Source organism: Yersinia sp. FDAARGOS_228 (assembly GCF_002073315.2).
Lineage (GTDB): Bacteria > Pseudomonadota > Gammaproteobacteria > Enterobacterales > Enterobacteriaceae > Yersinia > Yersinia intermedia.
Window position 1 is genome coordinate 2,012,064 of the sequence record NZ_CP020409.2, and the last position, 18,794, is coordinate 2,030,857.

Consider the following 18,794-nt stretch of genomic DNA (forward strand, 5'->3'; position numbering starts at 1 on the left):
TCCCTATATTCCCTTTCATACCGATGCTATAATCTTGCTATCAGCCAGGGAGCAAGATATGAATCACAATGGTTTGCGTCGGTTAATGTCAGGAATTAAAGGGAGTCGGGCGGCTATATTGATCGCTGCGGCGTTGTTATTAGCCGCTTGTGATGACAGCAATAATAAGGGTGTGGTCACACCGCCTGCGGCTCAAGCCAGTACCTCGGCGGCAAAAACACCGGCGAGTAAACCCACAGATACAGTGGTACTGGCAGAGTTGGCAAAACGCCATGCTGGCCAGCCGCTCACCTTGCTGGATGCCTCTGAGCTGCAACTTGACGGGGCCAGTGCCATGGTACTGACCTTCTCGCAGCCACTGGATCCCAAGCAGGACTTCGCCGCGCAGGTGCATTTGGTTGATACTGTCAGTGGCAACATCGACGGTGCCTGGGAGCTATCCGATAATCTAATGGAGCTGCGTTTACGCCACCTCAAACCGGAGCGTAAATTGCTGTTAACTGTCGACAGCACGCTGAAAGGCGTCGGTGGCGCGCAACTGGGTGCACAGCAACAGCAGCAAATCACCACCCGTGATATTAAACCGAGTGTCGGTTTTGCCAGCAAAGGCTCTTTGCTGCCGGGCAAACTGGCGCAGGGATTGCCGGTGATGGCGCTCAATGTTGATAACGTCGATGTTAACTTCTTCCGCATTAAGCAAAGCAGTCTGGCTAACTTCCTCGCTAACTGGCAAAACCGCAGTGCGCTCTCTAACTGGGAATCGGACGAACTACTGAAAATGGCTGATTTAGTCTATACCGGCCGTTTTGATCTCAACCCTGCGGTTAATACCCGTGAAAAGCTGTTGCTGCCCTTAGCCGATATCAAGCCGTTACAAGAATCCGGCGTCTATCTGGCCGTTATGCAGCAAGCCGGTCACTATAGCTATACCAATGCTGCCACCTTATTTACCCTGAGTGATATCGGTGTTTCGCTGCATAGCTACCATAACCAGATGGATGTGTTCACCCAGGCATTGGCCGGTGGAGCGGCGTTGAAAGGCGTGTCACTGCAACTGTTAGATGATAAAGGCCAGGTGTTGGCTCAGGCCGAAACCGACGGCAAGGGCCATGCGCAGTTGGAAAAAAACGCTAACGCCAAATTGCTACTCGCCGCGCAAAATGGGCAGACCAGTCTGATCGACCTTAATGCACCCGCTTTAGATCTGGCCGAGTTTGATATTGCCGGTCCAGAGGGTTTCCAGAAGCAGTTCTTTGTCTTTGGCCCCCGTGATCTGTATCGGCCAGGTGAAACCGTAATTGTTAATGGGTTACTGCGCGATGCTGATGGTAAACCCCTAACAACCCAACCAGTTAAAGTCGATATCCTCAAACCGGATAATCAAGTGGTGCGCAGCTTTACCTGGCAACCACAGGATGGCTTGTATCAATACCAATATGCTTTACCTGAAGGTGGCCCAACTGGCGAGTGGTCACTGCGCCTGAATTTGGGTGATAACCAACCACGGTTGTACAAATTCAAGGTAGAGGATTTTCTGCCAGAACGTATGGCGCTCGATATTGCCACCAATAAAGAACCGATCGCCACTGACAGTGAAGCTAGCTTTGCCGTCACTGGCCGTTACTTATACGGTGCCCCGGCCTCGGGCAACCGTCTGCAAGGCCAATTATTCCTGCGCCCACTGCGTGAAGCTGTTGCCACACTGCCCGGTTTTGAATTTGGTTCGATTATCGAAGAGAACCTCTCCCGCACTTTAGATGAGTTTGATACCACCTTAGATAACGAGGGGCAGACAGATATTGCGGTGGATAACAGTTGGCAGCATGCCCAATCGCCACTGAAATTGATTTTACAGGCCAGCTTGTTGGAGTCGGGTGGTCGGCCAGTCACTCGCCGTGCGGAGCAAGCGGTGTGGCCTGCTGATGCGTTGGTGGGGATTCGCCCGCTGTTCAATAAACAGCAGGTTTATGATTACCGCAGTGACAGCTATAAATCGCAGGCGATGGTAGATCAAGATACGCAGGCTGATTTTGAAATTATCTATGCGAATGCCAGCGGCGAAAAACTGGCCGCCAATGGCATTAAAGTGAAGTTGGTACGTGAGCGGCGTGATTACTACTGGCAGTGGTCAGAAAGTGACGGCTGGCAGTCGTTGTTTGATAAAAAAGATCTGACTCTGGCAGAGCAAAGTGTGAATATCACCGCCAACGGGAGCGCTAAAGTCAGTTTTCCGGTGGAGTGGGGCGCATACCGCATTGAGGTGAGTAACCCAGATAATGAATTGATCAGCAGTTCTCGCTTTTGGGCCGGTTACAGTTGGCAGGATAATACTGCTGGCAGTGGAGCGGTGCGTCCTGACCAGGTCAAATTAACATTGGATAAACCCGCTTACCGTCCGGGCGAAAAAGTGAAGTTACATATTGAAGCACCGGCTGCCGGTAATGGCTATCTGCTGGTGGAATCCAGCGATGGCCCGCTGTGGTGGCAGGAAGTGACTATTCCTGCGGGTGGTGCAGAGGTCGACGTGCCGATTAACAAAGAGTGGAATCGGCATGACCTGTATCTCAGTGCCACAGTGATTCGCCCCGGTGATAAATCACAACAGGCGACGCCAAAACGAGCGATTGGTTTATTGCATCTGCCGTTGGTGGATGAAACCCGCAAGTTGGCATTGCAATTGGATGCTCCTGAGCGTATCCGGCCCAATCAAACTTTAACGGTAAAAGTGAAGGCCAGCCGCAGTGGCGCGCCGTTACCGGAAAAAGTGCAAGTTTTACTGTCAGCCGTTGACAGCGGGATCTTGAATATTACGGATTACGCCACACCAGATCCTTACGATGCCTTTTTTGGCCGTAAGCGCTACAGCGCCGATCGCTATGATGTCTATGGGCAATTGATAGAAGGGCAAGGGCGCTTAGCCAGCTTACGTTTTGGTGGTGATGGTGATGAGGAAGATGCGCTGTCCCGTGGGGGCAAGAAACCCATTACCGAAGTGACCATAGTGGCGCAGCAAGCCCAACCGGTGACATTAAACGCACAGGGTGAAGGCACCGTTGAGCTGGCGATTCCAGACTTTAACGGTGAGCTACGTTTAATGGCCCAGGCCTGGAGTGATGAAGAGTTCGGCAAAGCAGAGTCGAAAGTGGTGGTGGCTGCACCATTGATTGCGCAACTGGCAGCGCCACGTTTTCTGGCCGGTGGCGACAGTACTCAACTGGCTCTGGACTTAAGTAATTTATCCGGTCAGGCGCAAACCTTAGCGCTGAAATTGGCCGCCAGTGATTTGCTGGCGCTAAATGGCGCGCAAACTCAGTCCGTTACGCTGGCGAACGGTGAGCGTAAAACGGTGCTGATCCCAGTTCGGGCGCTGAACGGGTTTGGGCAGGGTGATCTTGGTCTGACGATCAGTGGCATGGTACTGCCAAACGAAGAACTGCCAGATTACCAGCATCATTGGAAGATCGGCGTGCGGCCAGCCTATCCGGCCCAAACGCGCCATTTCGCTAATGTGCTGCGCAGTGGTGAAAGCTGGAGTTTGCCTGCGCAGGCTACGGCGGGATTGAGTGCTGAAACATTGCAAGGCCAACTGCTAATAACCAGCCGTCCACCTCTTAATTTGGCTCGTTATATCAGTGAGTTATACGCCTATCCTTATGGCTGTCTGGAGCAAACAGTCAGTGGATTGTATCCCTCACTGTACAGTAACCATGCACAGTTGACCGCGCTGGGCATCAAGGCCGATAGCGATGAAAAACGGCGGCAGACAATTGATGTCGGGATTGAACACCTACTGAGTATGCAGCGCTACAACGGTGGTTTTGGTTTGTGGAGCAACGACAGCCCGGAAGAGTTCTGGCTCACCGCCTATGCCACCGACTTCCTGTATCGTGCCAGCCAACAAGGTTACAGCGTACCAACGGCGGCACTGACGGCGGCGAATACCCGCTTACAGCGTTATTTACAGGATCCTAATCAGGTTGAAATTCGTTACAGCGAGCAAACCAAGCATACCCGCTTTGCGGTGCAAGCCTATGCAGGGCTGGTATTGGCGCAGCAGCAGCAGGCTTCGCTCGGCGCATTACGGCAGTTATATAGCCGCAACAGTGAAGCGCGTTCTGGCTTACCCTTGGTGCAGTTGGGGGTAGCATTGAAATTGATGGGCGACATGCCGCGTGCCAAAGAAGCCATCACTCAGGGGCTAAATACCACACGCAGTGATAAGGACTACTGGCTGGAGGATTACGGTAGCCCGATACGCGATGATGCCCTTATTCTGGCACTGTTAACCGACAACAATCTACTGCCACAAGCACGTGATAGTCGTCTGCTGGCCCTGTCTGATGCCTTGACCAGCCGCAACTACCTGTCAACGCAGGAGAGCAATGCTATATTCCTTGCGGGGCGCACCTTGATGAACGGCGCTGAAACACCGTGGCAGGTTGCTATCGCGCCACAAGCTGAGCCAATTGCGGATAGCGTGACGCTGACCCAAAGTACCGCGTTAAACCAAAACTGGTCGGCATCACAACTGGCTGCGGGGATGCAACTGCAAAATCGGGGGGATACACCATTGTATAGCCGCGTTGCAGTAGTGGGATATCCGCAGCAAACCCCGGCACCATTCAGTAATAATTTACATATCACCCGTAGTTACATTGGGCTTGATGGCAATCCGTTGCAATTATCACAACTGAAAAGTGGTGAGTTAGTCTTGGTGCATCTGGATGTTTGGGCCGATAAACGGGTGCCGGATGCGCTGGTGGTTGATTTGCTGCCTGCTGGTCTGGAACTGGAAAACCAGAATCTGGGCGATAGCAGCGCCAGTTTGGGGGAGAGCGCCAGCAGCGTGACTGAGCTACTACAGGATATGCAGCAATCCGATATCAAGCATCAGGAGTTCCGTGATGATCGTTATGTCGCTGCCGTCAGTGTCGATGGCTACCGTCACACCACGCTGCTTTATCTGGCGCGGGCGGTCACGCCAGGCATCTACCAGGTACCTGCGCCACAAGTAGAATCGATGTATGTACCCGATTGGCGTGCGCTGGGGAGTACTCCGGCGCAGCTTGAAATCGTTAAGTGAATATTTACTTCCCCTGAGCGGCGAAATAGCTGTCAGGGGGAGTAATACGGTTAATGCGCAAAAAAATCTATTCCCGCTATCGGCGTATGGGCTGGGCGTTAGCGCTTATTATGGTGTTGTTTCCGGCCACTCTTTGGCTGGCGGATAGGCTTTGGCCATTGCCTCTGGCTGAGGTTCAGGTAGCGCGGGTAGTGGTAGGCGAAGATGGCACACCGTTATGGCGTTTTGCTGATGCTGACGGCGTATGGCGTTATCCGGTGACGTTGAATCAAGTTTCGCCGTATTATTTGCAAGCACTGCTCACTTTTGAAGACCGCTGGTTTTACTCCCATCCTGGGGTGAACCCATTGGCGCTGGCTCGTGCCGCCTGGCAGGATCTGCGCGCCGGTAAGATACTTTCAGGTGGCAGCACGTTATCGATGCAGGTTGCCCGCTTGATCGACCCTCATCCGCGCACGTTAGCTGGCAAATTGCGTCAAGTCTGGCGTACTTTTCAGTTGGAATGGCATTTTTCTAAAGAAAGAATCCTCGAGATCTACCTTAATCGCGCTCCATTTGGTGGCACCCTGCAAGGGATTGGTGCTGCCAGTTGGACCTATTTAGGTAAGCCGCCCTCTCAATTAACAGCGGCAGAAGCCGCGCTGCTGGCAGCATTACCGCAAGCTCCCAGCCGGCTACGCCCCGATCGCTATCCCCTACGGGCAAAGGCTGCCCGAGACAAAGTGTTAACCCGGCTGGCGGACTATCAGGTTTGGACCGCAAAGAATGTGGCTGATATCAAACAAGAGGACGTCTGGCTGGCACCACGTCAGATGCCACAATTGGCTCCTTTACTGGCTCGCCGTTTAACCAGTGGTAATCAGCGCGAAGTGATCCACACCACGCTGGATACCGGATTACAGCGCCAATTGGAGGATATGGCTACCGGCTGGCGTCACCAACTACCAGAGAAAACCTCATTAGGCTTGCTGGTGGTTGACCATACCACTATGAAGGTGCGCGCTTATCTTGGGTCGGTGGATTTTCAGGATAATAGCCGCTTTGGTCATGTGGATATGGTCAGTGCATGGCGCTCTCCGGGATCGACACTCAAACCGTTCCTGTATGCCATGGCACTAGATGACGGCCTGATCCATGCTGAATCTCTGCTTCAGGACGTGCCGCGCCGCTTTGGTGATTACCGGCCCGGCAATTTTGATACCGGATTCCATGGGCCGGTCAGTGCCAGTGAAGCTCTGGTGCGTTCGCTGAATTTACCGGCGGTTCAATTACTGGAAGCCTATGGCCCAAAACGTTTTACCGCCAATTTGCGCAATGGTGGTCTGAACTTACGTTTCCCCTCTCACAGTGAACCCAGTCTGGCGGTAATTTTAGGCGGAACCGGTTCACGGTTGGATCAATTGGTTGCCGCGTATAGCGCTTTTGCCCGTGGCGGAGTGGCGGCAACACTACGCTTTGAACCGCAGCAACAAATACAAGAGCGGCGGCTATTCTCGCCGGGAGCGGCATGGATTACCCGGCGCATTATGGCCGGTGAAGCCAGACCATTACCGGATGACATTTTGCCAGCCAGCGTACCACTGGCATGGAAAACCGGTACCAGCTACGGCTATCGTGATGCTTGGGCTATTGGCATCAATGCGCGTTATACAATAGGCGTGTGGGTGGGGCGTCCAGATGGCACTCCGGTTGCCGGGCAGTTTGGTTATGCTACTGCGATACCGATACTTAATCAGGTCAATAACCTGTTGATGGCAGGGTTACAGCAAAGCATTCGCAGGTTACCGTCAGATCCAAGGCCATCGTCAGTCAGTCGGGAAGAGATTTGTTGGCCGGGTGGGCAACCGTTGGCGGTTGGCGATAGCAACTGTCGACAACGGCGTCAAAGTTGGGTGCTCGATGGTACCGTACCGCCCACACTGGCTGCACCCGGTCAGGAAAATATGCAGGGTAGCCAACTCAATGTGTGGTTAAATCAGCAAGGCGAACGGGTTGCTGCGGATTGCTTAGGGGCCAAGCCAGCGCTAGTGGCCCTGTGGCCGTTGCCACTGGAGCCTTGGTTGCCACTGGCTGAGCGCCGCAATCAACGGTTACCCGCAGCAAGCCAGCAATGCCCACCACAAAGGGAGGCCAGTGCCGCCCCATTGCTGATTTTAGGTATACGTGACGGTGCCGTTGTTAAGCGCTTACCTGGCCATAATAACCTTGATCTGCGCCTGGTAGCGCAAGGCGGGAGAGGTCAACATTGGTGGTTCCTCAATGGGGAGCAGGTGGCGGTGACCGAGAATAATCAGTCATGGGTACAAAGCTTATCTGTGCCGGGCGGTTATCAGCTTAATGTATTGGATGAAAGTGGTCAGGTGGGTAATATAATGTTCCGTATGGAATAGTAATACTGATAAAACTAATTAATAACAATGGTTAATTGGTTTTGGTATTTATCATTAAAATAACACCCCTGTGATAAATAAAATGATATCAATGTTTTTATTAGCCAGATAAAGTAATTATATCATGGTTTTTAACACTGCTATTTATTTCTGGGGGTTATTAGATGAACCATAACTACTTAATGATATTTTTCACGCTAATATTAACTGAAAACGTTTCTGCTCAAGAGGAAAAAGTGTGTTTCTTTGCTAATAATAACTATACGGGGAAATCAGTTTGTGCGGGGCAGGGGCAAGAAGTAAGTGATCTTAAGGATGAATGGAGTGACAAAATATCATCTATTTTTGTTCCCTCAGGTATGATTGTCACGGTTTACGAAAATAATGATTTCTCAGGCAAAGCATTGACATTTAGAGATGATGTTGATTTATTTTCCTCTCGCAGTTGGGCTGATTTAAATAATGAAATTAGCTCCTTTAGAGTTCGAAGCGCTGCCTGTTTTTATGAGCAAGATAACTTTTTAGGTGAATCAATTTGCCTCTCTGGTAACGAATATATTGATCTGTTCAATAATACTGATCGCCGTAGAAAACAATCACATGTTTTAAACCCACTTAATGATCAAATTAGTTCGATAAAACTACCGCAAAATACCCAAGTGACCGTTTATAAAAATGATAATTACAGTGGCGATTATTTTACTTTGACTGATGATTACTCAGCTTTTGATTTGCAAAAAATAGGCATGGATTATAGTATTAGCAGCATTCAGGTTTCTCAGCAAGAATATTTTATTTGCGACCAATACTGTGTTGTAAAGAATAGGATGATTATTCCGATACAATACGCCTTTGGTCGATATTGGGGTGATGAACGAATAGGTCAAAAACAAACCTTGGTAAGTTTTGATTTGAATGATAAAGGTAATTACTCTATAGAAATAATTGGCGGTGGTATATTTAAGATAATAGGTCGTGAGGCTTTTTTTATTCATGAAAGCAGAAGTCATAGTTCTATATTCAAATTGAGCAACGAAAGCGATACATTATCGATGTTATCGACATTTAACGGTGGCTATTTCGAAGTTCAATTTATGGAGTCTATTGGCGAACAGGTGGTCTATTACTATCCACTGATTACCTATTTGTTTGATGCGGATAAAACGAGTGTTAAGTTTTTCATTAACAATACAAATGTAACTGAACCATTAATTATAAATAAAATAGTGCTGACGGCTGAAAAAAATCAAAGTAGGGAAGGGCGAAGTCTGGTTGGAACAACCGCTTGTTGGTTAGTTCCCCTGCTTAATATTTATAATTATGTTATCCAAGGGCAGTGTAATCAGGTAGACCGGTTTGTCACTAATGCTTATGATTTTTTCAATGGCGCTAACAATAAGATATTGCAAGTATCTGGTTCTTCGAAGCCCCTCCCTAAATTAATGACGAATGAAGCGTTGTCTGCTGACGTGTTTTTGACTGAGTTGTCCACTGAGCCGGTCGGTATATTGACTCAAATTAATTCTGATATGAACGGTAAATCATTGACAGTACCGGCCAGTGCACGGGCCTGTAAAGTTTCAATGAAAGATGAAGTGCTCCCTCATTTACGCTTTCGCCGCCAGCTTATTCCCCCCTGCATTGATTGGACATTGAATATTTTGACTGATTTTACACTGCTCTTTGGTGACAGTCTTGATAGTTGGAACGCTGAAAATTTTGGTCGGGTTATTGCACGGATTATCCGCTCAGGTGATACCGGTTATGCGGCATTAGATACAGCGACTGATGCGCGGTTTATTGAAAGTGTCCGAACCTATATCGCGGAGAATATTGATAATATCGCCTTGTTAAAGACAGCATTTGATTTTTCACAACTTAGCTATTCTGTTTATTTACATCACAATAATCTGGATTTTAATGTCGAAACACCACAAGTAGCACAGCTACTACCTCAAGGGCGCTATGAGTTGGCACTGCAAAATTTCGAGTTTGTCGAAACCATCCCCAGAATACGGCAACACAATCAATGGCTAGAACAGCCTGAAATGCACTTTGATATTGAAATCATTAGCGGCGCAACCGAAGACACGTTGGCTGCCAGGCAACATGTCCTCCCGGATATCGAAGAATGGCGACGGCGCTACCGTGAGGCCGCGCAGACTTTAAAAAGCGCAACGAATATTGAAAACATAGGCAATCCCAATCTGTATGAGGGGATGGATGTGGTTATTTCTGCCTCGAATTTGGTGAGTGACGTGGTGCAGAGTTGGCTAATAACACCCCGTGACGATTATATCTATGTGATCGTTCGTCTATCAGGAGAGGTTATTAGCATCACGCTGGCCGTTGATATTAATGAGTTTGATGCTGGTGTTGCCGGCTCGCTGACTCATCCAGCTTATGTACTACATCCAACGGCTGAAGGTGTTATCAGAGGCGCAGGTACAGCGGCTATCAGAGCATTAGCCGGCTATTTGGCCAAAAAAGGGAAACGTGCACTGGTATCGGATGTGATCAGCCAACCCTCTGCCATTGTGAAAAAAAAGGTGGGCTTTCAATTTATCAATGAACTTTGATATTAATAACGTTTTGCCTGCAAAGCACTGCGAGTATGGCAAATGGGTTTTTATGCAAAGTGTGAGTTGTACGCAAAAATGAGTAATTAAGATAAATATTTTTTAATGAAATGTTGTGATTCCCGTATGCAAGCGTTAATCGCGCACTTATAATCGGCGGCCACTGTACAGGGGTCGGCATAATTTTGTAGTAAAGGAACCGTTCGCCAGCCAAGTTTATATCCTTATTTAGGGTAGTTAGCGGGGCGGGTTCCACGTCCGGTCAATATTAGAAATTCAATAGAGGTTATCATGGCTTTAGAACGTACTTTCTCCATTATCAAACCCAATGCTGTTGCCAATAACGACATTGGTGCTATTTATGCGCGTTTTGAAAGTGCTGGTTTCGAAATCATTGCTGCAAAAATGCTGCGCCTGACCAAAGAACAAGCAGAGGGTTTTTACGCAGAACATAAAGGCCGCCCGTTCTTCGATGGTTTGGTTGAATTTATGACCTCTGGCCCAATTATGGTGCAAGTTCTGGAAGGCGAAAATGCCGTTCAGCGCAACCGCGATATCATGGGGGCTACTAACCCAGATAACGCACTGGCGGGTACTTTGCGTGCTGACTTTGCCGACAGTTTTACCGCTAACGCAGTACACGGTTCTGATGCGGTTGAATCAGCTCAGCGTGAAATTGCCTATTTCTTCGCTGCGGATGAGATTTTTACCCGTCGCTAATGAGTTGATTCTGTGTAGAAATGGCCGGGATTTAATCAACTGAAACAATAAAGTTGCCCCGACACCTTTCCAATCATGGAATCCATGCTCTAAAATTCGTACAATGCCGCGCCCCGGTGGAGACATCTCTCCCGGGGCGTTCTATTATTTATTTATCGCCGTTTCGAAAGCCTATCCGGTTTAACACGCAGCGCCGTAAAGTGTAACAACGAGGCCACGACAACTCATGTCTGAACAATTATTAACTTCATCAGCACCAATTGATGCTGTCCCTACGACAGACAACGCGCCCGCTATTGCCGTGCCTGTCACTGGCAAAATTAATTTGCTCGATTTAAATCGCCAGCAAATGCGCCAATTCTTTGCTGAAATGGGCGAGAAGCCTTTCCGTGCAGATCAGGTCATGAAGTGGATATATCACTATTGCTTTGATGATTTCGAGCAAATGACCGACATCAATAAAGTGCTACGCGCCAAATTGCAGCGAGTAGCAGAAATCCGTGCACCGGAAGTAACCGAAGAGCAGCGATCAACGGATGGCACCATTAAATGGGCCATCAAAGTGGGCGATCAGCAAGTTGAAACTGTCTATATCCCGGAAGGTGACCGCGCAACGCTGTGTGTCTCATCTCAGGTAGGCTGCGCACTGGAGTGTAAATTCTGCTCCACGGCACAACAGGGTTTTAACCGTAACCTACGGGTATCGGAAATCATCGGTCAGGTATGGCGTGCGGCCAAAATTATCGGCGCAGTAAAAGCCACGGGTATCCGCCCAATCACCAATGTGGTGATGATGGGGATGGGTGAACCTTTACTCAACCTGAATAACGTGGTGCCGGCCATGGATATCATGATGGACGACTTTGGTTTCGGCTTATCTAAACGCCGTGTGACCCTGTCGACTTCCGGGGTAGTTCCAGCGTTGGACAAATTGGGTGATATGATTGATGTGGCATTGGCTATCTCATTGCATGCCCCAACGGATGATATCCGCGATGAAATCGTGCCCATCAACCGTAAATACAATATCGAAGCCTTTTTGGCTGCGGTACGGCGTTATTTGGATAAATCCAAAGCCAATGGCGGGCGGGTTACTGTTGAATACGTTATGCTGGATCACATCAATGACAGTGTAGAACAAGCTCATCAACTGGCGGAATGCCTGAAAGACACCCCCTGTAAGATTAACTTGATCCCATGGAACCCGTTCCCTGGCGCACCTTATGGCCGTAGTTCAAACAGCCGGGTGGATCGTTTCTCCAAGGTATTGATGGAGTATGGTTTTACCACTATTGTTCGTAAAACGCGTGGTGACGATATAGATGCTGCATGTGGCCAGTTAGCGGGTGAGGTGATTGACCGCACCAAGCGCACCTTGAAAAAGAAAATGGCCGGTGAACCTATCTCTATTAAGACAGTCTGATTGATAGTATTGATTTCTTCTATATAACTAATTGTTATTTAACTTATAATTTGTTAGATGCTCAATACTAAAAAAGTTATACCCTAAATAATTCAAGTCGTGAGCGTTGCTGTAGCTAATGTGCTTGAAGTATGGCGGGTATCTTCACACATAAGGACAATTGAGAAAGCATGAAGCTGACAAGACTGTGGAGAGTTTGCCTGATAGCGACCGTATTGGCTGGCTGCTCCGGCTCATCGCCGGAAAAGGTTAGCCAACCCACCGCCGGGCAAACGCGTTTACAACTGGGTTTAGAGTATTTGGCGCAGGGTGATCTTAATGCCGCGCGGCAGAATCTTGAGAAGGCTGTAGAGGCTGATCCACAGGATTATCGCGCTCAATTGGGTATGGCGCTTTACGAGCAACGTATCGGTGAAAACAGTGCCGCAGAGCAGCGTTATCAACAAGCGATGAAACTGGCGCCGGGAAATGGCACGGTACTGAATAATTACGGTGCGTTTCTGTGTGGTTTAGGGCAGTATGTACCGGCCCAACAACAGTTTAGCGCAGCAGCGTTGTTGCCTGACTACGGTCAGGTTGCAGATAGTCTGGAAAACGCGGGATATTGCTTTTTACGGGCCAATCAAAATGATCAGGCTCGGATACTGTTGAGTCGGGCATTGAAGTATGATCCGGATAAAGGTGAGCCGCTGCTTGCAGAAGCTCAAAGGCATTTTGGAGAAGGGAATCGCGCTCAGGCGCAACTATTACTGGATGTTTACCAACATACGCTTCCGGCCAGTGCTGAAAGTTTATGGTTACAAATTCGTTTCGCCGCGCTAGCAGGCCGTCAAGATAGTGTTCAACGCTATGGCAAGCAGCTTGCGCGAAGTTTTCCACAATCCAAACAGTACCAGCATTTTCTAGCTAATGAATACTGAAGCCTCCCAAGATCAAACAGTTACAGAGACGACAGGTGTGCGCCTGCGTCAAGCCCGTGAAGCTCTAGGGCTAACTCAGCAGACGGTTGCAGAACGTCTGTGTCTGAAGGTATCCACAATCCGTGATCTTGAGGAGGATAAAGCGCAAGCTAATCTCGCCTCAACATTCCACCGTGGTTACATTCGTTCTTACGCCAAATTGGTTCACCTCCCTGAAGATGAACTGTTACCCATGTTGGAAAAACAAGCGCCAATCAGGGCAACAAAAGTGGCCCCAATGCAAAGTTTTTCATTGGGGAAGAAGCATAAAAAACGTGATGGCTGGTTGATGAGTTTCACCTGGCTTATTGTGTTGGTTGTGCTGGGGTTGACAGGAGCATGGTGGTGGCAAAATCATCAGGCGCAGCAAGCAGAGATAATCACTATGGCTGATCAATCCTCTGCCCAGTTGTCGCAAAATGGCGGGCAATCTGTGCCGCTGTCTGATGAGAATAGTGATCCTAACGCGCCGACAGATACCCAGGCTCCGGTGGCAACTAGCCAGCCTGCCTCTACACCAACGGCAAGTGGTGCTGCACCTGTAACAAACAGCGCAGCGCCTGTAGATACGGCAAATAACCGTGTCGAAACAGCAACCAATCAGGGGGCGGCTCCGGCGGAGTCTGTGGTCGTTTCCCCGAGTCAGGCACATGTGCCTGATGCTTCTACTGTGCAATCACCACTACCCACAGCAGACGCTGGGGTAAATGGTGCCGCAGCGTCTGCGGGTTCACTGGTAATGAATTTTAAATCTGATTGCTGGTTACAGGTTGTTGATGCTAGTGGGAAGACATTGTTTAGCGGCATCCAAAAAGGAGGCGCGACCCTCAACCTATCGGGTAAGTCACCCTATAAGCTGACTATTGGTGCACCTGGTGCGCTGACAATCACGTATCAGGGTAATCCGGTAGATTTGAGTAAGTTTATTAAGGCTAATCGCGTAGCCCGCCTGACCGTCGGTGTAGAGTAATATTGTGGTTTTGACAAACTATGTAGTGGTTCAGCTAAACAGCCACTGTAGTTTTGAAAAACTGCTTTGTTGTATAAACTACACGACTGTAAAGGAGAGTGTGTAATGCATAACGAATCCCCAATTATCCGGCGTAAATCTACCCGGATTTACGTCGGTAAAGTGCCAATTGGTGATGGTGCGCCGATTGCAGTGCAATCGATGACCAATACTAAAACCACAGATGTTGCTGCGACTGTTGCCCAAATCGTAGCATTACAGCGTGTTGGTGTGGATATCGTGCGAGTCTCAGTGCCCACTATGGAAGCGGCTGAGGCGTTTAAATTAATCAAGCAGCATAAAGATGTCATTGTGCCGCTGGTTGCCGATATTCATTTTGACTACCGTATCGCCCTGAAAGTGGCTGAATACGGTGTTGATTGCTTGCGCATTAACCCCGGTAACATTGGTAACGAGGCCCGTATTCGGGACGTAGTTGCTAGCGCTCGCCACTACAACATTCCCATCCGTATCGGTATCAATGGTGGATCGCTGGAGAAAGATATTCAGGAGAAATACGGTGAACCTACGCCGGAAGCCCTGCTTGAATCCGCGATGCGTCATGTCGACATTCTTGACCGCCTCAATTTTGATCAGTTTAAAGTCAGTGTGAAAGCCTCCGATGTGTTTCTGGCAGTAAACTCCTATCGTTTGTTAGCCAAAAAAATCGATCAACCTTTGCATTTGGGTATCACCGAAGCGGGTGGTGCGCGCAGTGGTTCAGTTAAATCTGCCATTGGTTTAGGTCTGTTGTTGTCTGAAGGTATTGGCGATACGTTGCGTATTTCGTTGGCGGCTGATCCGGTTGAAGAAGTTAAAGTTGGTTTCGATATCCTTAAATCTTTGCGCATTCGTGCCCGTGGGATTAACTTTATCGCTTGCCCAACTTGCTCGCGCCAGGAGTTTGATGTTATCGGTACTGTGAATGCTTTAGAGCAACGGTTAGAAGATCTGATTACACCTATGGATGTCTCTATCATCGGTTGTGTGGTCAATGGGCCAGGTGAAGCATTAGTGTCGACTATCGGTGTGACCGGTGCCCATAACAAAAGCGGTTTCTACGAAGACGGTGTTCGCCAAAAAGAACGCTTTGATAACAAAGATATGATTGACCAGTTGGAAGCCAAAATTCGAGCGAAAGCATCCATGCTTGATGCAAGTAATCGGATTACAATCAATCAGTTGGATGATAAGTAAGCATCACTGGTCATGGGTTGTCGGTCAGCACAAAAGCGGGTTTTAGCCCGCTTTACATTGCGCCTGTAGGGGTAACAAGTTGTCATCATTGAATATATGGGTGGCAAGCCTCTATAATCGGCTTTATTTTTTGCACCATGCCCAAAGTAATTAGAGTGGCTGCGAACGGCGTTGCTGCTTCAAGTAAACAGGGTATAAAACTACAGAGAACAGACGTGGCAAAGAACATTCAAGCCATCCGTGGTATGAACGACTACCTGCCAGCCGATACGGCAATATGGCAGCGTATTGAAAGCATCTTGAAGCAAGTGCTTGCAGGTTACGGTTATAGCGAAATTCGCATGCCGATTGTAGAGCAGACCCCGTTATTCAAGCGCGCGATCGGTGAAGTCACCGACGTGGTTGAAAAAGAGATGTATACCTTTGATGATCGCAATGGCGAAAGTCTGACACTGCGCCCTGAGGGTACCGCAGGGTGTGTGCGTGCGGGTATTGAACATGGTCTGCTGTACAATCAGGAACAGCGTCTGTGGTACATCGGTCCGATGTTCCGCTATGAGCGCCCGCAGAAGGGCCGCTATCGTCAATTCCATCAGTTGGGCGCAGAAGTTTTTGGTCTGCAAGGGCCGGATATTGATGCCGAATTGATTTTGCTGACGGCTCGCTGGTGGCGTGCTTTAGGTATCTCAGAGCATGTGCAACTTGAACTGAACTCCATTGGATCATTGGATGCACGCGCTGATTATCGTGAAGCGTTGGTGACTTTCCTGGAACAGCATGTTGAGGTGCTGGACGAAGATTGTAAGCGTCGGATGTACAGTAATCCGCTGCGAGTATTGGATTCCAAAAATCCCGATGTTCAATTGCTACTTAATGATGCGCCTAAGCTATCTGAGTATCTGGATGAAGAGTCAAAACAACATTTTGCAGGTCTGTGTGAACTTTTAGACCAGGCCAGCATCCCATATACCGTCAATGAGCGTTTAGTCCGTGGTTTAGATTATTATAACCGTACGGTATTCGAGTGGGTCACCAATAGCCTGGGCGCACAGGGCACCGTGTGTGCCGGTGGGCGTTACGATGGCTTGGTAGAACAACTCGGTGGGCGTGCAACGCCTGCGGTTGGTTTTGCCATGGGCCTTGAGCGTCTGGTTCTGTTGGTGCAGGCCGTCAATGCTGACTTCCAGGTACCAGCGACAGTGGATGTTTATGTCATTTCGTCTGGTCAGGATACGCAAAGTGCCGCAATGCTACTTGCTGAAAACCTGCGTGATGCTATGCCAACGCTGAAATTAATGACCAATTACGGCGGTGGTAATGTTAAAAAACAATTTACCCGCGCTGATAAGTGGGGCGCCCGTGTTGCATTAATGCTTGGCGAAAGCGAAGTAGCAGCACAGCAAGTGGTCGTAAAAGATTTGCGAAATGGTGAACAAGAAACGCTGGCGCAAGCGGATGTTGCTGCGCGTCTGGCTTTGATGTTGGGTTAAGGAGAGAGACACCGTGGAAGTCTATACCACTGAAAATGACCAGGTTGATGCAGTGCGCCGTTTCTTTAGTGAGAATGGTAAAGCGCTGGCCGTGGGTGTGGTGCTCGGGATTGGTGCATTAGTGGGTTGGCGTTACTGGCAGAGTCATCAGAACACTGTCTTGACGGAAGCCTCCTCTGCCTATCAGCAAGCCAGTAATGCTTTGTCTGCGAATAGCGCCGACGGTGTTGCCTTTGCTGAAAAATTTGTTCAGGGCAATAACAATAACTACGGCGTACTGGCCGGGTTAGAGCTGGCTCATCACTTTGTTGAGCAAAACGCGTTTGATAAAGCGGCACAACAACTTACTCAGGCGCTGGGTCAGACCAAAGATGAAAATCTGTTGTCACTGATTAATTTGCGCCTTGCACGTCTGCAATTGCAATTGAAGAAACCAGACGACGCATTGAAAACACTGGATGCAGTGCAGGGTGATGGTTGGACTGCGATGGCCCAAGATGTTCGTGGCGATGCGTTATTAAGCAAAGGTGACACCGCAGGTGCGCGGGCTGCTTACAGCAAAGGCGTCGAATCAAATGCTTCTCAGGCGCTGCAAGCTTTGCTGCGCATGAAATTGAATAATTTGTCCAGCTAAGGGGTATTCCCATGCAATTGCGTAAAACACTCTTAGTAGGACTGGTATCTGTTGCCCTATTGAGCGGTTGTTCACTGTTTAACAGTGAAGAAGATGTGGTTACCATGTCACCACTGCCAAAAGTTGAGAATCAATTCACACCAACTAAAGTGTGGAGCACCTCAGTCGGTGGCGGTATCGGTGATTATTACTCCCATTTACGCCCAGCCTGGCAGGGGACAACTGTCTTTGCCGCTGACCGTAAAGGGTTGGTGAAGGCCATGGACGCTGACAGCGGTAAGCAAATCTGGCAAACCGACTTGTCTGAGAAAACCAACTTCCTTTCCAGCAACCGTTCTGCAATGCTATCTGGTGGCGTCACCGCATCAGGTGCGCATGTGTATGTCGGCAGCGAGAAAGCGGTAGTTTATGCGCTTAATTCCGATGATGGTCAGGTTGCATGGCAGACAGTGGTGGCGGGGGAAGCATTATCTCGTCCGATTGTCAGCGATGGGGTGGTACTGATCCATACATCAAATGGCATGCTGCAAGCACTGAATGAATCAGATGGTGCGATTAAGTGGACATTAAACCTCGATACACCAGCGCTGTCTCTGCGCGGTGAATCTGCGCCAGCAGTCGCATTCGGTGCAGCGATTGTCGGTGGTGACAATGGTCGCGTCAGTGCAGTAATGATGGAACAGGGCCAGTTGATCTGGCAACAGCGTATTTCCCAAGTGACGGGTACCACTGAAATTGACCGCCTGAACGACGTTGATACCACGCCTGTGGTCGTCGATGGTGTGGTTTATGCATTGGCATACAATGGTAACTTGACTGCATTAGATCTGCGTTCCGGCCAGATCCTGTGGAAGCGTGAAATGGGGTCAGTAAATGACATTATTGTCGACGCGGGCCGCATTTATTTGGTCGATCAAAATGACCGTATTGTTGCGCTGAAAACAGATGGCGGTATAACCCTTTGGAGTCAAAGCGATTTATTACATCGTAACTTGACTGCCCCAGTGATGTATAATGGGTATCTGGTTGTAGGTGATGCCGAAGGTTATTTGCATTGGGTGAATACCGATGATGGTCGTTTTGTGGCCCAACAGAGCGTAGACAGCTCCGGCTTCCTGAGTGCGCCAGTGGTTGCCAGCGATAAGTTGCTGGTTCAGGCGAGAGGCGGCACGGTATACGCGTTTACCCGTTAATCCTGATTTAGTGCCTGTTTAACAGGCCAATAATAGGTCAATACCCAACGTTATTGGTGTTGCAGCAAGGCAGCAAACAAATGAACCCTGATGAACTGAGACCATCAGTTATTCGGG

General features: G+C 49.0%; 11 protein-coding genes. All 11 read left to right on the forward strand.

What is annotated here, in order from left to right; translation table 11 throughout:
- The first annotated feature begins 58 nt into the window (after positions 1-58).
- The 11 genes from A6J67_RS09270 (at position 59) to bamB (ending at position 18,677) form a co-directional block, all read left to right on the forward strand.
- A complete protein-coding gene (locus A6J67_RS09270) occupies positions 59-5,083 on the forward strand; it encodes an alpha-2-macroglobulin family protein (protein WP_050296782.1) in 5,025 nt (1,674 codons plus the stop codon).
- A 53-nt stretch (positions 5,084-5,136) separates the two neighbouring features.
- Positions 5,137-7,473 (forward strand): peptidoglycan glycosyltransferase PbpC, encoded by a 2,337-nt coding sequence (pbpC, locus tag A6J67_RS09275; RefSeq protein WP_050296781.1) that lies wholly within the window; start codon positions 5,137-5,139, stop codon positions 7,471-7,473.
- A gap of 164 nt (positions 7,474-7,637) precedes the next feature.
- Positions 7,638-10,052, forward strand: coding sequence for a peptidase inhibitor family I36 protein (locus tag A6J67_RS09280; protein WP_042568415.1), 2,415 nt, complete (start codon positions 7,638-7,640; stop codon positions 10,050-10,052).
- Positions 10,053-10,343: 291 nt separating this feature from the next.
- On the forward strand, positions 10,344-10,772 hold the full coding sequence (gene ndk / locus A6J67_RS09285) for a nucleoside-diphosphate kinase (RefSeq protein ID WP_005191925.1): 429 nt from the start codon (positions 10,344-10,346) through the stop codon (positions 10,770-10,772).
- Positions 10,773-10,998: 226 nt separating this feature from the next.
- On the forward strand, positions 10,999-12,195 hold the full coding sequence (locus A6J67_RS09295) for a bifunctional tRNA (adenosine(37)-C2)-methyltransferase TrmG/ribosomal RNA large subunit methyltransferase RlmN (RefSeq protein ID WP_050073504.1): 1,197 nt from the start codon (positions 10,999-11,001) through the stop codon (positions 12,193-12,195).
- A 170-nt stretch (positions 12,196-12,365) separates the two neighbouring features.
- Complete coding sequence (gene pilW, locus A6J67_RS09300; protein WP_032907821.1) at positions 12,366-13,115, forward strand: type IV pilus biogenesis/stability protein PilW; 750 nt, start codon at positions 12,366-12,368, stop codon at positions 13,113-13,115.
- Entirely contained in the window at positions 13,105-14,124 is a 1,020-nt protein-coding gene (gene rodZ / locus A6J67_RS09305; RefSeq protein WP_032907819.1) for a cytoskeleton protein RodZ, read from the forward strand. Before pilW ends, rodZ begins: the two co-directional genes overlap by 11 nt.
- A 105-nt stretch (positions 14,125-14,229) precedes the next feature.
- On the forward strand, positions 14,230-15,360 hold the full coding sequence (gene ispG / locus A6J67_RS09310) for a flavodoxin-dependent (E)-4-hydroxy-3-methylbut-2-enyl-diphosphate synthase (RefSeq protein WP_050296779.1): 1,131 nt from the start codon (positions 14,230-14,232) through the stop codon (positions 15,358-15,360).
- A gap of 215 nt (positions 15,361-15,575) precedes the next feature.
- Entirely contained in the window at positions 15,576-16,850 is a 1,275-nt protein-coding gene (gene hisS / locus A6J67_RS09315) for a histidine--tRNA ligase (RefSeq protein WP_032907818.1), read from the forward strand.
- A 13-nt stretch (positions 16,851-16,863) separates the two neighbouring features.
- Positions 16,864-17,484 carry a YfgM family protein gene (locus tag A6J67_RS09320; RefSeq protein WP_042568413.1) on the forward strand — a complete coding sequence of 207 codons (621 nt, stop codon included), beginning with the start codon at positions 16,864-16,866 and terminating at the stop codon, positions 17,482-17,484.
- Positions 17,485-17,495: 11 nt separating this feature from the next.
- Positions 17,496-18,677, forward strand: coding sequence for an outer membrane protein assembly factor BamB (gene bamB, locus A6J67_RS09325; protein ID WP_050073506.1), 1,182 nt, complete (start codon positions 17,496-17,498; stop codon positions 18,675-18,677).
- The last annotated feature ends 117 nt before the right edge of the window (positions 18,678-18,794 follow it).

Bases quoted from the DNA above. Each gene is read 5' to 3' on its own strand.
- A6J67_RS09270 (WP_050296782.1), top strand. From the start codon at position 59: ATGAATCACAATGGTTTGCGTCGGTTAATGTCAGGAATTAAAGGGAGT.
- pbpC (WP_050296781.1), top strand. From the start codon at position 5,137: ATGCGCAAAAAAATCTATTCCCGCTATCGGCGTATGGGCTGGGCGTTA.
- A6J67_RS09280 (WP_042568415.1), top strand. From the start codon at position 7,638: ATGAACCATAACTACTTAATGATATTTTTCACGCTAATATTAACTGAA.
- ndk (WP_005191925.1), top strand. From the start codon at position 10,344: ATGGCTTTAGAACGTACTTTCTCCATTATCAAACCCAATGCTGTTGCC.
- A6J67_RS09295 (WP_050073504.1), top strand. From the start codon at position 10,999: ATGTCTGAACAATTATTAACTTCATCAGCACCAATTGATGCTGTCCCT.
- pilW (WP_032907821.1), top strand. From the start codon at position 12,366: ATGAAGCTGACAAGACTGTGGAGAGTTTGCCTGATAGCGACCGTATTG.
- rodZ (WP_032907819.1), top strand. From the start codon at position 13,105: ATGAATACTGAAGCCTCCCAAGATCAAACAGTTACAGAGACGACAGGT.
- ispG (WP_050296779.1), top strand. From the start codon at position 14,230: ATGCATAACGAATCCCCAATTATCCGGCGTAAATCTACCCGGATTTAC.
- bamB (WP_050073506.1), top strand. From the start codon at position 17,496: ATGCAATTGCGTAAAACACTCTTAGTAGGACTGGTATCTGTTGCCCTA.